The organism is Sinorhizobium arboris LMG 14919 (assembly GCF_000427465.1).
GTDB lineage: Bacteria > Pseudomonadota > Alphaproteobacteria > Rhizobiales > Rhizobiaceae > Sinorhizobium > Sinorhizobium arboris.
In genome coordinates this window covers 1,347,280-1,361,453 of sequence record NZ_ATYB01000014.1, presented here as the reverse complement: position 1 = coordinate 1,361,453, position 14,174 = coordinate 1,347,280, and the positions used below count along the sequence as shown (strand labels likewise).

The window sequence follows — 14,174 nt, the reverse complement described above, 5'->3', positions numbered from 1 at the left end:
TTATGACCGCGCCAATGCCAACCCATCCGGCATGCCGGTCCGCACCGGGCGGTTCGCCGCCGCCCAGGGGGCACCGCCTCATATCCGGTTCTTGTTCGTCGCACGCGGCTTACGCTCCACGCTTCCTCCCACGCTCGCTCGCCCTGACGCAGTTGCGCTTCGCTCGCCATGACCGGCTCGTGGCGGACTTCCCCCCGCAGGAATGCGCGCCCATGGCGGGCGCACAATGAAAAAGCCGCCCGGAGGCGGCCTCTTCATGTCTTTGAAAGACGCGATTACTCGGCGCTCTCGTCCGCAGCCTTCTTCTTGGCCGGGGCCTTCTTCTTCGGCGTCGCGGCTTCTTCGCCTTCGCCGGCTTCGGCCTTGGCGGCTGCCTTCTTCTTGGAGGCCGTCTTCTTGGCCGGCTTTTCGTCGGCTTCGTCGTCAGCCGTCAGCTCTTCCTTCGAAACCTTCTTGTCGGTTACCGAAACTTCGGTGAGCAGGTGGTCGACGACCTTCTCTTCGAAGAGCGGTGCGCGCAGCGAAGCGGCGGCACCGGGCGTGTTCCGGAAGTATTCGATAATTTCCTTTTCCTGGCCGGGGAACTGACGCAACTGCTGGAACAGCGAGCTCTGCATCTCGTCGTCGCTGACCTGGACGCCGGCTTTCTCACCGATTTCCGAGAGAACCAGACCGAGGCGGACGCGACGCTCGGCGAGCTTGCGATATTCGGCGCGCGCTTCCTCTTCCGTCGTGTCTTCATCGGCGAAGGTCTTGCCGGCCTGCTCCAGGTCGGTGTTGATCTGGCGCCAGATGTTGTCGAATTCGGCGTCGACCAGGCGCTCGGGCGTATCGAACTGATAGAGTTCGTCGAGCTGATCGAGAAGCTGACGCTTGACCTTCTGACGAGTGATCGAGCCGAACTGGCTCTCGATCTGACCGCGCACGACTTCCTTCAGCTTGTCGACGGATTCCAGGCCGAGCTTCGTTGCCAGCTCGTCATTGATCTCGATCGGGGCAGCGGCAGCGACATCCTTCACAGTGATGTCGAAGGTTGCTTCCTTGCCGGCGAGGTTGGCTGCCGGATAGTCGGCCGGGAACGTCACCGTAATCGTCTTTTCATCGCCGGCCTTTACACCGACAAGCTGCTCCTCGAAGCCCGGGATGAAGCGGTTGGAGCCGAGCACCAGCTCCGCATCTTCGTCCTTGCCGCCGTCAAAGGCCTCGCCATCGACCTTGCCGAGATAGTCGATCGTGACGCGGTCGCCATTGGCAGCCTTGCCCTTCTTCGTTTCATAGGTGCGGGCGCTTTCGGCGATACGCTGGATCTGCTCGTTGACCTCGTCATCGCTGACGTCGACGACTTCGCGGGTGACCTTGATCCCGCTCGCGTCCTTGAGTTCGATCGGCGGGATGATTTCGTAGGCGACGGTGAATTCGAAGTCGGCTTCGGCCTTCAGGATCTTGTCGGCTTCAGCCTCGTCCTCGGTCATCGCGATTTCCGGCTGGGTCGCCGACTTCTCGCCGCGGCTCGTGAGGATTTCCGTCGGCTTTTCACGAACGATCTCGTTGACGAGGTCGGCCATGATCGACTTGCCGTAAACCTTCTTCAGATGCGCGACCGGCACCTTGCCGGGGCGGAAGCCATTGATGCGAACCCGATCCTTCACCTCGACCAGACGCTCGTTCATCCGAGCTTCCATTTCGTCGGCCGGAATAACGACTTTGAGTTCGCGCTTCAGCCCTTGAGCGAGCGTTTCGATAACCTGCATGTTCAAACCTTCACTTCACGTTGACAGTGCTCTTCCCTTGAAAGGCTAGGCGAGCACGTGAGCCGATCCATTTGCCGGGAGTGGCTTTACGCAATTCCGACCGCTTTGCAAGCAAAATGGCGCTTTGCCGGCCCTCTTCAACGCCGAATATCGACGCGTGACCGCTATATCGTCCTGGTGCGGGTAGAGAGACTTGAACTCCCACGCCTTGCGGCACCAGAACCTAAATCTGGCGTGTCTACCAATTTCACCATACCCGCGTTCAGACGATCGCACCGTCCAATCGCATTCCTGCAAGATCTCATCAGCGGAATGCCGCGGATATTCTTGGGCCGTGCGAAAGGTTCAGGGCTTCCCGAGCGCGGCGTCTCTATAGCACTCGTTTTCATCGGATCAAAGGGAAAATGCTCGCGCCCGTTAGCCGCTCGCAGCCTGTGCTGCGAATGGCAGGCCTCGGCTCCTATGGCGAAGGATACTGGCAGAAACGTGATGCGGCGTCCGGCGTCGCGCCGAATAGCCGAATAACAGCATTGGATCCGGCGCCATGCGCAGGCGGAACGGCGGACGGCCATACGCGTTGCGCAATCCGCATATCTTCCATGTGGACATTGCACTGCACAAATCGATTTAAGGTCACTATATCAAGGATCAACAGGGCGCCGCGGTGCTGAACCGAACAGACGCCGGCGGGAATGATCGCCCGCAGCGGGAAATGCCGCAAAGATCCGAGCTGAAGCTCGCCGGAATTCGAAGCAGCGCACTCCTCCTCCCATCGCCGCTTCGATAGGATTGGCAACACTCCTCCTCCCGGTTGCCAATCACCTTCATAATGCCCGCCGGTCCTCCCCCGGCGGGCGTTGTGCTCCTCTCAAATCCCGCACCGCACTTTGCAAAACGGCACATATGGCCAATATTTGGGCATTTTCGGATTTGCAGCCGCCGAGCCATGCAATACTCGCATGGGTGCCATTCCTTGCAGCCCCCTAGCAAAATCCGGGGGTGCCGCCTATATTCCAATCATCGATCGGGCAGCGCACTCCTCCTCCCAGCGCACCCGATACGGATTGGCGACACTCCTCCTCCCGGTTGCCAATCAGAACAAGCAACGCCCGCTGGACCTCCTCCCCCAGCGGGCGTTGTTTTTTGCGCCCTCCTTCCATTGCAGTGAGCTCGCGAAACGGCACGACAGCGCCGCGCATGCCAAAGACGCACGAGGCTTGCCCGCGGAGTTCAGAAACACGCCCGGAGGGCCGGCCAGCATGAAAAGGTTAGGCCGAGGTTAATGCCCTCGAAAAGCTTTGCAAGTTATGCATGGGTGCGATGCAGCATTATCTCTGTAATCCGGGCTCAAATCGATTATATTCCGGCTCATAAGATGATGGCCAGCAAGAGAGATAGAGCGCTGGCGAACGACCTAGAAAGGAATAGGATCATGAACCTCGCACGTTCTTTCAACAACTGGCGCAAGTATCGTCAGACCTGCAACGAACTCGGCCGCATGAGCGATCGTGAACTGACCGATCTCGGGATCGGCCGCGCAGACATCCCCTACGTTGCCCGTCAGGCAATCAAGTAAGCATAAGAACTTCCGCCAGATCATGGCTTTTCAAACGCCTTCCGGTTTTGCCGGTGGGCGTTTTTTATTTCTGCCGGGTCGTTCTGATCTCGTGCAGCAATCCCTCAGATGCAATTAACCGAATCGCGATCGATGCCGCATTTTCGTGCCGCACTGGACGCGTGCTAATGAAATGATCGATGCACTGCACAAATGCATAGCAGATGCATCTACTTTGCACTCCATCTTCCAATTAGACACGCGTATAAGAACCTCAACGACGCAGACAATCACTGTCGCGAGCGATCTTCTTGAGGAAACGATCATGAACCCGATTCGCATTGCAAAAAGCTGGATCAATTACCGCCGCACCGTTGCCGAGCTGGGCAGCCTTTCGAACCACGCTCTGAACGATATCGGCATCACCCGCTACGACATCCGCAACATCGCGGCCCGCTCCTTCCGCTAACAGGATCGAGTATCGCTTAGCTTGAACGGCGCCCTTGGGCGCCGTTTTCGTTTCTTGGAAGCGAAGGATGGCTGTGATAGGAAGCCGCGCATGAACAAAACGACATCCTCCTATTCGCCTGTCCACGTCATCGGCGGCGGCCTCGCCGGGTCGGAAGCCGCCTGGCAGATCGCCGAAGCGGGCGTGCCGGTCATCCTGCATGAAATGCGCGGTGTGCGCGGCACGGATGCGCATAAGACCGACAGGCTCGCCGAACTCGTCTGCTCCAACTCTTTCCGCTCGGACGATGCGACCAGCAATGCCGTCGGCGTGCTGCACGCGGAGATGCGCCTTGCGGGTTCGCTCATCATGCGATGCGCCGATTTGAACCAGGTGCCGGCAGGCGGCGCACTTGCCGTCGATCGCGAAGGATTCGCCCAGGCTGTCAGCACAGCGATCGCAGACCATCCGCTGATCACGGTTCTGCGGGAAGAGATCCGCGGTCTGCCGCCGAGGGACTGGGACCTCGCCATCATTGCAACGGGTCCGCTTACAGCACCGGATCTCGCCGAGGCTATTCGCGCAGAAACCGGCGCGGACGCCCTCGCCTTCTTCGACGCCATAGCACCGATCGTTCACACCGATACGATCGACATGGATATCTGCTGGCATCAATCGCGTTACGACAAGGTCGGCCCGGGCGGCACGGGAAAAGATTATATCAACTGCCCCCTCACGCAGGAGCAGTATGACGCCTTCGTCGACGCGCTCATTGCCGGCGACAAGACCGGCTTCAAGGAATGGGAAGGCACACCCTATTTCGACGGATGCCTTCCGATCGAAGTGATGGCCGAACGCGGCCGCGAGACCCTGCGTCATGGACCGATGAAGCCGATGGGCCTCACCAACGCCCATAATCCTTCGGTAAAGCCCTATGCCGTCGTGCAGCTTCGCCAGGACAACGCGCTCGGTACGCTCTACAACATGGTCGGATTCCAGACGAAACTGAAATATGGCGCACAGGGGGAAGTCTTCCGGATGATCCCGGGGCTCCAGAACGCCGAGTTTGCAAGGCTCGGCGGCCTCCACCGCAACACCTATATCAACTCGCCGATCCTGCTCGATCATTCGCTGACCCTTAAGTCGCGGCCGGGACTGCGTTTCGCCGGCCAGATAACCGGCTGCGAGGGCTATGTAGAAAGCGCGAGCATCGGCCTCCTGGCCGGCCGCTTCGCCGCGGCGGAACGCAAAGGCGCGTCTCCCGTCCTGCCGCCGGTGTCCACGGCCTTCGGTGCTCTCCTCAACCACATCACCGGCGGCCACATCGTCTCCGATGACGAACCGGGCAAGCGCTCGTTCCAGCCGATGAACATCAATTTCGGGCTGTTTCCGCCGCTGGAGCCCGGCGCGCTCACAAAACCGGAGGGTGCCAAACGCTTTCGCGGCAAGGAAAAGGCGCTGGCGAAGAAGCAGGCAATGGCGTCAAGGGCGCTGAGCGACTGCGCAAGCTGGCTCGAAAAGATCTCCTGACAGGGGGCGGGTAAAGCCCGCTCCGGCCTCAATGGGCTCAGTCCGATCTCTCAGCCGCACCGTTCGGCACTTCCAGTTCGGATTTCGGACTGAAACTGCCGAGCAGCCAAAGCGAGACCTCTGCCGCCTCGGCCGCCGTTCGAAACTCGAATGCGTTGCCGAGATAGGCGAAATCGGGGAAGTGGACGATCAACCCACGCCCACTCTCCGATGTGTTGACCCGCACCTTGCCGGGCTGAATGACATGGCAGACATAATGCGTGCCATGCGACTGTATGAATCCCGCCTTGCCGTCATGCAGGCGCAGGAAGATTGCCGCTCTGTCGACGGTCGAATGCAGCGCGCGAATGGCTTCGTCCGGAAACGCCCGGCCGAACTCCACAATTGCCGACCCGGCATCAGGATTATCGGCATCACGCTCGGCGCGTGCGTTCATCCGTATGTAGAACGCGCAGACGGCGGCGATCGCGGCCAGGAGCAGGAACCAGAGCATAGCGTGGGTACCTTGATAGCGACAGGAATCCGATAGACGTCGGTTGTATCCCGCGAGACTTGCGCCAGCGTGGCGGCCATGCGGCCACTTCATGCTCCACGTCAGAGCCCCATGCGTCCGAAGGGGCGCCAGAGGAGGCTCTGGCTTATTGAGCCGACGCTTCGTGCTTTTCGAACATCGATTCCGATTTTCGGGCCAATGCGGTAGATAAAACACCTGAAGGAAAGCGTGAAACGCTCTTGCACGCGCGGTGCCTTAAAACCGCCTACTCCGACTCGCTCGCCACATACGCCACTGCCGCCGCCATTGCGGCGGTTGCAGCGGTTGACGAAGGATTCGCGCTCCGGCAGCCTCCGCCCGATCGAACACCGGCTCGGCTAGCGCGACGGGAAGGAAAGCGGAGAAATTCCGGGCTGAGATCGAACCCGCGCCTTCACGTGCCTTGGCGAGATGGTCGCGTCCCAGTCCGCAGAAAGCGCGAACGGCTCTTTCGATCGCGACCTCATCCGTGCCGGCGAGCAGCTTTTCAGCGTCGAGCCCCGTTGCGCCCAAGAGTTCGGCGGGAAAATAGACCTGGCCACGCCGGACGTGAACCGGGAACAACAGCAGGAGACCGGCAATCGTCTGGGCGACCCCGGCATGGCCGGCTGCGTATGCGGATTGTGCCGCATTGTCGGGATCCAGGATGAGTGACGACAGCTGAATAAGCGCCGATGCGGTTTCTCCGGCATAGCCCTCCAGTGCCTCCCTGTCCTGCATCGGGTCGTCGTAAAGATCGAAAATCCGAGCATCGATCATGTCCTGCAGAACGCGAACAGGAAGGTGATGCTGGCGGATGCAACGCAGCAGCGCTTCAGCCAGCGGATGCCCCGCACCGTCCGACTGCTCATTGTCGAGAAGGTCTCGCCACCATTGCAGCCGGATTTCGCCGGGCAGCGGCTCCTTCACCATATCTCGGACACGTGCGATCTCTGCGTAAAAGGCATAAAGCGCCGCAAGCGCATGCTGTTTCTCTGACGGAGAAAGCAGACAGGCAAGATAGCGGTCGCGGTCGGTGTCCCGCAAGGTTGCGAGAATCTGGTCATCGGACTGTTGCACGCCGGTTTCCTTCGAACGCCTCACACCGCAATCAATGCCGCGGCGACGGCGCGTGATTCCGCCAGCATCACGTTATAGGTCCGCACCGCCGCCCCGGTGCTCATCGGATCGGACGAGATGTTGGCCGCCCGCAGCGCCGCCTTCAGGTCTGCCGGCAAGGGACGGATTTCCCGGCCTGTGCCGACGAGCAGCACCTCGATCTGGAGAGCCTCCTCGAAGACACGCCGGAATTTCGCGACCGCGAGCACGTCGCCTTCCGCCACGTCCCACGCGTATATTCCGGACGGCAGCATCAGAACCGAGCCGCGATGCGACATGTCGGCGAAACGGAAGCCGCCATTGCCGTAGGCGTCGACGGGCGCGCGTCCCGGAAAGTGCGCTTCACGCATTTCGATCCCTTTTGCCATGGTCACACCGCACCCTTCGCTTCCGTCTCCGACGAGGCATCCCCGTCGGTCGGGTCCTCTGTGCCTCCAAGGCGATTGTTTCGTCGATTGAAGAGAATGAGCAACGGCCCTGCGACATAGATCGACGAAACGGTACCCACAAGCACACCGAATATGAGTGTCGCGCTGAAGGACTGAACAAGGACGCTGCCCCCGAACAGGTATAGTGCAATGAGAGCAAGGAGTGTCGTCAAGGCGGTCAGGACGGTCCGCGACAGGGTCTGGTTGATCGAGGTGTCGATCAGGACCGAAAGCGGCATCCTTCGATAGCGCACCAGGTTCTCCCGCACTCGATCATAAATCACCATGGTGTCGCTCAGCGAATAGCACACGATCGTCAGCAGCGCTGCAATACTGGCGAGATTGAATTCAATACCTGTCACGACGAGGAAACCCAGCGTCAGCAGAACATCGTGCAACGTCGCTATAATGGCTCCTACGGCAAACCGCCGGCCGAACCGAAGCCAGACGTAAAGCAGAACGGCCAGCACCGCCGCGGCAACGGCGATCGATCCTGCCCGCGTCAGCTCGCCGGACACACCGGGTCCGACCACCTCCACACGCCGGAAGACATACTCGTCCTCTAGTTCGGCGCGCACCAGGCCGACGGCTGTCTGCTCGGCATTGTCGCCGGCTTCCTGCGACGGGACACGGACGAGAACGTCGCGTGCCGAACCAAGCTCCTCGATTTGCACGTCTCCGAGGTTCAATTCGTCCAGCCGCGCACGAATATCGGCTACATCGGCGACGCCGGCACGCGCCCGCAACTCGATGACGGAGCCCCCCCTGAAATCTGCTCCCATGTTGAGACCGAGACTCGTCAGGAGAACCAGCGAAGCAAGCGACAATGCCGTCATCAGAATGAAGACCGGATTGCGGATCGCCATGAAACGGAAGTCCGCCCGGCTGAAAAAACCCGTCCGAATGCCACGCGGCAGCCGGTGCGGCCGGCGGCGGCGATACCACCCGCGAACAAGCCTGCGTGTCAGGCTGTGCGCCGTCAGAATGGTGGTGATGCTGCCGATGGCGAGCGTGACCGCAAAGCCCCGGATAGCGCCTGAGCCAAGATAGAGGAGAATGACGCCAGCGATGAATATGGTCAGATTCGCGTCGACGATGCTTCTCAGGACGCGTTCGAACCCGCTATCCAGCGCCCTTCGTAAGGGCTTGTCGCTGCTGCGCGCCTCTTCCCTGAGGCGCTCATAGATGAGAACGTTCGAGTCGACCGCAATTCCGATCGTGAGGATGATCCCGGCAATTCCAGGCAATGTCAGCGTGGCGCCGGTGACGGACAGGACCGCGATAATAAGCACGACGTTCACGATCACGGCAATGACGGCGACGACCCCGAAGAACCCGTAGAAGCCGATCATGCAGGCTGCGACGGCAACGGCCGCGATCAGACCGGCCGTGAGGCCGTTTGCAACGGCGTCGGCTCCGTCCTCGGGGCCAACGGTACGCTCCTCGATAACGGTGAGCGAAACGGGAAGCGGGCCGGCACGCATCAGAGCGGCAAGATCGTTCGCTCCGTCCTCCGAGAGATTTCCGGAAATCCGGACCGTGTCACCGGAGAGCGCTTTGTCCAGAACGGACGTCGAGACAACCTGCCCGTCGAGCACGATCGCGAACTGCTTTCTCGGATCCGACTGCAAGAACGGCGCGATCCGTGCGGATGCTTCGGCCGCAACCCTGGCGGTGACTATAGGTTCGCTCGTTTCCGGATCGAAGCCCGGTAATGCCTCGGCGAAGTCCGGCGCCGCAGCAAAGGCGCGTCTCTCGACAAGGTAGGGAATCGGTGGATCGTCGAGCGAATAGAGGACCTCGGACCCAGCAGGCGGCCTCGTATCGACGGCCTCTTGCGCCGGCATCGAGGAATCGAGCCACTTCAGGGCGAAATCGCCTCGCTGCCCGAGGAGGTCCTTCAATCTTTGCGGCTCGTCCAGACCGGGCACCTGCACGCTCAGTCGGTCGCTGCCGCGACGCTCTATGACCGGCGCAACGGCAATGACTTCGCCGACGCGGCGGCGCACGACCTCGACGGATTGGGCGACGGCAGCGGAGATCCTGAGGTCGATGCCCTCGTTCGTCAGGCGAAGCCTAAGCGTATCGCTGGTCGCGCTTTCCTCGTAAACCAGTTCCTGAATGGAATTCCCGAAAAAGCCGCCCTGTTGAACGGGGGCGGACAAGGCCTTCAGCGCTTCACGTGCGGCAGGCGCCTGCGCGGCATCGCGGAGCCGAAACTGAAGGCTCTGTCCGCTGCCGGAAAGCCCCGTATAGTGGATATCCGCCTGTCTCAGCGTATCGGCGATCGCATCGATGGTCGATTGCAGGCGCTCCGCAACGATGTCTTCGCGGCTGACCTTCAGGACGATGTGGGAGCCGCCCCTGAGGTCGAGCCCGAGCGGCACCTGCCGATGCGGCAGCCAGGTCGGCCAGTCGGCAAGCTGTTCCCTGGAAAGTACATTCGGTAGCGCGAAGGCGAATCCTGCAAGGACGACCAGCCAGATGAGAATGTTCTTGAACGGCGAAAACCTGGGCATAGGTCGAAATGCTCCATCCGCCGGTCTCTGCCGGTCGAGGCCCCTGCTCTAACCGCGGTGATTTTGACCTCGCGTCGAGCCAAAATCAAACCGTGATCGATGCCAAAAGCAAGCGCGGTCTGCGGGTAAAGACCGCATACGCTTCTTCACGCTCCCGCGCCGGGTTACTCCTTGACGGGCTCGCCCTTCACGCGAACTTCGGACACGCCGCTGCGGACGACGCGGACTTTGGTGCCCTCGGCGATCTCCACCTCGAGCTCCGCATCGTCGACGACCTTGGTCACCTTGCCGACAATGCCGCCGCCGGTGACGACCTGATCGCCGCGCCGGATGTTCTTCAGGAGTTCTTCGCGGCGCTTCATCTGCGCGCGCTGCGGCCGGATGATCAGGAAGTACATCACCACGAAGATCAGCAGGAATGGCAGGATGGACATCAGAATATCGGCGCCGCCGCCCCCAGGGGCCGCCGTCTGCGCGAAAGCTTCGGTAATAAACATCGATCACTCCTTAAGTTCAAATTGCGCGCTTGCCCCCGCGGCAAACCTGCCGGAATATAGGGAAGCCGTCCCGTAACACAAATCCTCGGTGCTCTTCCCCGTTTCTCCTGCCTCTGGCACAAATTCCGCAGCAGGAGAACCCCCCGGTTGCAGGCTGCCGGTCTTTTCCAGCGCAAACCGCCGTGCTACCGAGAAAAAACCGCTGCGACAGCCTCGAGGGATTCGACCGAAAGACGAACGACGCGGCGATTCAAGGATTTGGGTACCCTGGCGCACCCGTTACCGCGCGGGTCGACCGCCCGCGTTTGAAGTTCAGTCTGCCGGAGATACATGAAATGTCCGAAAGCAAGATCGACGTCCTGCTCAACGAAATACGGAACCTTTCGGCCGCGATGGATCGTATCGCCGGGCCGGCATATGCCGTCAACGACTGGGGCAAGGCGGAGTGCTTCGTCTGGGCACCGGCCACGCGCCACCTGCAGCCCGTTCCAAAGCCGAATCGCATCGATCTCGCGCTTATTGCCGGCGTCGACCACGTGCGCGACATTCTCTTCGACAATACCCTGCGCTTTGCTGAAGGGTATCCGGCTAACAACGTACTCCTGTGGGGCGCGCGCGGAATGGGCAAATCGTCCCTGGTCAAGGCCGTCCATGCAAAGGTCGCACACGACACCGGCAGCGCGCTCAAACTCGTCGAAGTGCACCGGGAAGACATCGCCACCCTGCCTGTGCTTATGGATATTCTGAAAGCAGCGCCGATGCCCGTGATCGTCTTCTGCGACGATCTCTCCTTCGATCACGACGATACCTCCTACAAGTCGCTGAAGGCAGTTCTCGATGGCGGCGTCGAGGGGCGCCCGGCCAACGTCCTGCTCTATGCGACCTCCAATCGCAGGCACCTGCTGCCGCGCAACATGATGGAGAACGAGCAATCCACCGCCATAAACCCCTCGGAAGCGGTCGAGGAGAAGGTGTCGCTGTCCGACCGTTTCGGACTTTGGCTGGGTTTCTACAAATGCAGCCAGGACGACTATCTGGCAATGGTCGACGGGTATGCGCAATACTTCAAACTGCCTATCGAGTCCGAGGCGCTCCATGCCGAAGCCCTGGAATGGGCGACGACGCGGGGATCGAGGTCCGGCCGCGTCGCCTGGCAGTTCATTCAGGATCTGGCCGGGCGCCTGCGCAGACAGCTCGATACCCCGGCGTAGCCGCTCGGCACGGTTCTTCTTGGGTGTGGTCGCGGCCCGGGAGCAGCAGCCGGTGTTCGCAGCTTATTCGAGATAGGTGACCGGGTTGACCGGGGTCGCATTCTTCCGCACCTCGAAGTGCACCTGCGGCCGCGTCGCCCTGCCCGTCATGCCGGAAGATGCGAGCGTCTGCCCGCGCTGGACTTTCTGACCGCGTTGAACCTTGAGTTCAGCAGCATTGCCGTAAACCGTCACCGTACCGTCGTCGTGGCGCACAAGAACGGCATTGCCGAGTTCCTTCAGGCTGCTGCCCGAGTAGATCACCACGCCGTTCTCCGCTGCCTTGATGGGCGTACCCTCCGGGACGGAAATATTGATGCCGTCGTTCCGGTTACCGTCGACATTTGCGCCGTAGGCCGCAACGACCGCGCCACGGACGGGCCAGCGATATTTTCCGATGCCGGTCGATTTCGGAAGATCCTCGTCAGCATCCGACTTGATGGCAACTTCCGAAACGCTCTCCTTGGCGACAGGAGCCTTCACTTCCGCCGGCTTGATCTGCTCCGTCGCAGCTACCTTGGCATCGTTCTTCTTGGCTGAAACAGAAGCCGTGACAACCGCGTCGGTCGCCGGCGTTTTCGCCGAGGCACTCGTCGGAATGTTGAGTTTCTGTCCGATACGGATCGCCTCGGTCGTAAGGCCGTTTGCCTGCTTCAGGGAAGCGACCGAAACGCCATTCGCCTTGGCGATCCGGTTGAGCGAGTCGCCCGGCTTGACCGTATAGGCGCCATCTCCACCGCCTTCGCCGGCGCCGTTGAGCTTGCCCGCAGCCATATCGCTGCGGCTTTCATTCTTTTCACGCGATTGGGACTGGCCGGAGAGGATCGCCACCTCGCGCTGACCGGCCGGCACTGGCAACGGACGCTGCTTGCCGCCCTCTACGTCGGCGATCGAGCCTGAGGCGGCCGCCTTTGCAGCACTGCCTGCGGCACCGAATGTCGGTATGACGAGGCGCTGCCCCGGCTCCACCTGGCTTGCCGACTTCAAGCCATTCGCCTTCAGGATCTCCTTCTCGGGGACGCCGAACCGCCTTGCGAGAACACTAACCGTATCGCCCGGACGGACCATGATGGTCGGCGCGTTGGCAGGGCTCCAACCGCCCTTGCTCGACACATCCTTGGCAGCCGCCGGCTCCGCCCTCGGGAGGACGGCCGCCTGAGACTCGAGCGAAGCGGTCTGGACCTGCGGCTGCCGAGATGCGGCGGACGGTTCGCCGAGGCTCGCACGCTGAACGCTCATCGGCGTCGAGGCGACACGGGCACTGGATACCGGCGCGGCCGCCGCGTTGTATCCCCCGTTGCCGCCACCGGCCGGATAGGATTGACCGACCGCAGCATTGCTTCCGTAGGAGGGTGCCGTGCCGCCGCCCGCGACACTGTCTCTCGGCACCAGCCCCGAGTCCCGCGGGATGGAGCCGGTCATTATGTCATCGGATCGAGAAAAGAGCCCGCCGAAGCGACTGACGTCAGAACTGCAACCGGTCGCAACACCCGCAAGCAGGATCGCCGCACAGAGACGGATCATAGACTTGCCTGCCTGGGGAGATACAAATTTACGCATGACGCTTACCCACTCCGAACGCAACTCGCTGTAGAATGATTAAAGCGCATTAGAGTTACCGCCCGGTTAAAGGCGACACCATTTTGGCGAAACGCTAACCATAGCCGCGCCGATGCGGGCGTTTTCTGGTCATACATACACCGCGGAATGCGAAGACGGATCGTTGGAGCGGCGTGCATCCAGACGGATGCACAAAGTACGATGCGCTAAATCAGCTCGGAATAGAGCCGTTCGATTTCGGTCATCGGTCGCGGCTCGGGCGCATTGTCCTCATAGCTGATGTTGGACGCATCCCAGGCGAAAGACGCTCGCTCTGCGTCCGGCGTCGTTGTCGGGTTCGGCGGAAGGGCGGTCTTGTCCTCTTCGAGGAAGACGCTGACCAGGCTCTCGAAGTTCGCGTCGATGTCGAGGCCGCTTTCCGTATCATATTCGAGCGAACGCAGACCCGCGACTGCCGCCTCGCGGGTCCCGAAATAACGCAGGCTGTTCTGGTCCTCCGGGCGAAGGCCGTCATAATAGTCGATGAATGCCCTGTAATACGCCTTGTAGTCACCGGTTGCGGCGAACTTGCCGAATGCCTGGCGTTCGCGTGCCGCAAGTTGCGGCGAAAGGCGATTGTTCCACTCGTCCTTCGTCAGAGGCGGCAATGTCTCAGGCGCTCTTTTTGTCCGGCTGAGAAAAAGCAGCGCGTCGGCGGAAAGCGAAATGCGTGGTGTCGGGTCGACGAAACTCGTGGGCGGAACCGTCGCTCCGTTTTCCGCCTTGCTTGCAGCGCCGGCCTGATCGGCCGAACGCCCGGCGAGGTTGCCCAGCCCGTCACCGGCAACAGCGGGAGCATTCAGTCTGTTCTCGATCTGCATTTGCCGCCTCCGTCATTTGCATGACGACCACGACGCGGAGGGAACTCACACTTCGCGTCAGGACCATGCCGTCCCGGCCTAGGGCGGCAAGCTTGCGCGGAACTGGAGCGGAGTTAAAATTCCGTTAAATGTCCGATAGAGCCTTC

At 61.1% G+C, this 14,174-nt stretch carries 12 protein-coding genes and 1 tRNA gene; 4 read left to right on the top strand and 9 right to left on the bottom strand.

The features are described from left to right. Window positions 1-275 precede the first annotated feature (275 nt). Together tig and SINAR_RS0117720 are read right to left on the bottom strand one after the other, a co-directional pair. Complete coding sequence (tig, locus tag SINAR_RS0117725; protein ID WP_028000324.1) at window positions 276-1,751, bottom strand: trigger factor; 1,476 nt, start codon at window positions 1,749-1,751, stop codon at window positions 276-278. A 175-nt stretch (window positions 1,752-1,926) separates the two neighbouring features. After that, window positions 1,927-2,011, bottom strand: a tRNA-Leu gene (locus tag SINAR_RS0117720). Between the two features lie 1,172 nt (window positions 2,012-3,183). Here SINAR_RS0117720 and SINAR_RS1000000135475 point away from each other — a divergent pair. The 3 genes from SINAR_RS1000000135475 (at window position 3,184) to trmFO (ending at window position 5,284) form a co-directional block, all read left to right on the top strand. Further along, window positions 3,184-3,327 (top strand): DUF1127 domain-containing protein, encoded by a 144-nt coding sequence (locus tag SINAR_RS1000000135475; protein ID WP_003529522.1) that lies wholly within the window; start codon window positions 3,184-3,186, stop codon window positions 3,325-3,327. Between the two features lie 304 nt (window positions 3,328-3,631). Beyond that, window positions 3,632-3,775 (top strand): DUF1127 domain-containing protein, encoded by a 144-nt coding sequence (locus SINAR_RS1000000135470; RefSeq protein WP_003529520.1) that lies wholly within the window; start codon window positions 3,632-3,634, stop codon window positions 3,773-3,775. Between the two features lie 90 nt (window positions 3,776-3,865). Next, window positions 3,866-5,284 carry a methylenetetrahydrofolate--tRNA-(uracil(54)-C(5))-methyltransferase (FADH(2)-oxidizing) TrmFO gene (gene trmFO, locus SINAR_RS0117705; RefSeq protein ID WP_028000323.1) on the top strand — a complete coding sequence of 473 codons (1,419 nt, stop codon included), beginning with the start codon at window positions 3,866-3,868 and terminating at the stop codon, window positions 5,282-5,284. Between the two features lie 37 nt (window positions 5,285-5,321). Here trmFO and SINAR_RS0117700 read toward each other — a convergent pair whose 3' ends face one another. From SINAR_RS0117700 to yajC, 5 genes are all read right to left on the bottom strand, one after another. Further along, window positions 5,322-5,777, bottom strand: a complete 456-nt coding sequence (locus SINAR_RS0117700) for a hypothetical protein (protein WP_028000322.1) — start codon at window positions 5,775-5,777, stop codon at window positions 5,322-5,324. A gap of 255 nt (window positions 5,778-6,032) precedes the next feature. Then, entirely contained in the window at window positions 6,033-6,875 is an 843-nt protein-coding gene (locus tag SINAR_RS0117695; RefSeq protein ID WP_028000321.1) for a phytoene/squalene synthase family protein, read from the bottom strand. 20 nt (window positions 6,876-6,895) lie between these two features. Beyond that, window positions 6,896-7,282 (bottom strand): Mth938-like domain-containing protein, encoded by a 387-nt coding sequence (locus SINAR_RS0117690; RefSeq protein WP_028000320.1) that lies wholly within the window; start codon window positions 7,280-7,282, stop codon window positions 6,896-6,898. Between the two features lie 2 nt (window positions 7,283-7,284). Beyond that, window positions 7,285-9,861 carry a protein translocase subunit SecDF gene (secDF, locus tag SINAR_RS0117685; protein WP_028000319.1) on the bottom strand — a complete coding sequence of 859 codons (2,577 nt, stop codon included), beginning with the start codon at window positions 9,859-9,861 and terminating at the stop codon, window positions 7,285-7,287. A 164-nt stretch (window positions 9,862-10,025) separates the two neighbouring features. After that, complete coding sequence (yajC, locus tag SINAR_RS0117680) at window positions 10,026-10,358, bottom strand: preprotein translocase subunit YajC (protein WP_028000318.1); 333 nt, start codon at window positions 10,356-10,358, stop codon at window positions 10,026-10,028. Window positions 10,359-10,693: 335 nt separating this feature from the next. Between yajC and SINAR_RS0117675 the strand changes: the two genes are divergently transcribed. Continuing rightward, window positions 10,694-11,569, top strand: a complete 876-nt coding sequence (locus SINAR_RS0117675; RefSeq protein ID WP_028000317.1) for an ATP-binding protein — start codon at window positions 10,694-10,696, stop codon at window positions 11,567-11,569. Window positions 11,570-11,632: 63 nt separating this feature from the next. Here the strand turns inward: SINAR_RS0117675 and SINAR_RS0117670 are convergent, their stop codons facing one another. Both SINAR_RS0117670 and SINAR_RS0117665 read right to left on the bottom strand, forming a co-directional pair. Next, the gene (locus SINAR_RS0117670) at window positions 11,633-13,168 is read right to left on the bottom strand and encodes a LysM peptidoglycan-binding domain-containing protein (RefSeq protein WP_028000316.1); all 1,536 of its coding nucleotides are present in this window, start codon (window positions 13,166-13,168) and stop codon (window positions 11,633-11,635) included. Between the two features lie 206 nt (window positions 13,169-13,374). Beyond that, window positions 13,375-14,028 (bottom strand): hypothetical protein, encoded by a 654-nt coding sequence (locus SINAR_RS0117665; RefSeq protein WP_028000315.1) that lies wholly within the window; start codon window positions 14,026-14,028, stop codon window positions 13,375-13,377. Window positions 14,029-14,174 lie beyond the last annotated feature (146 nt).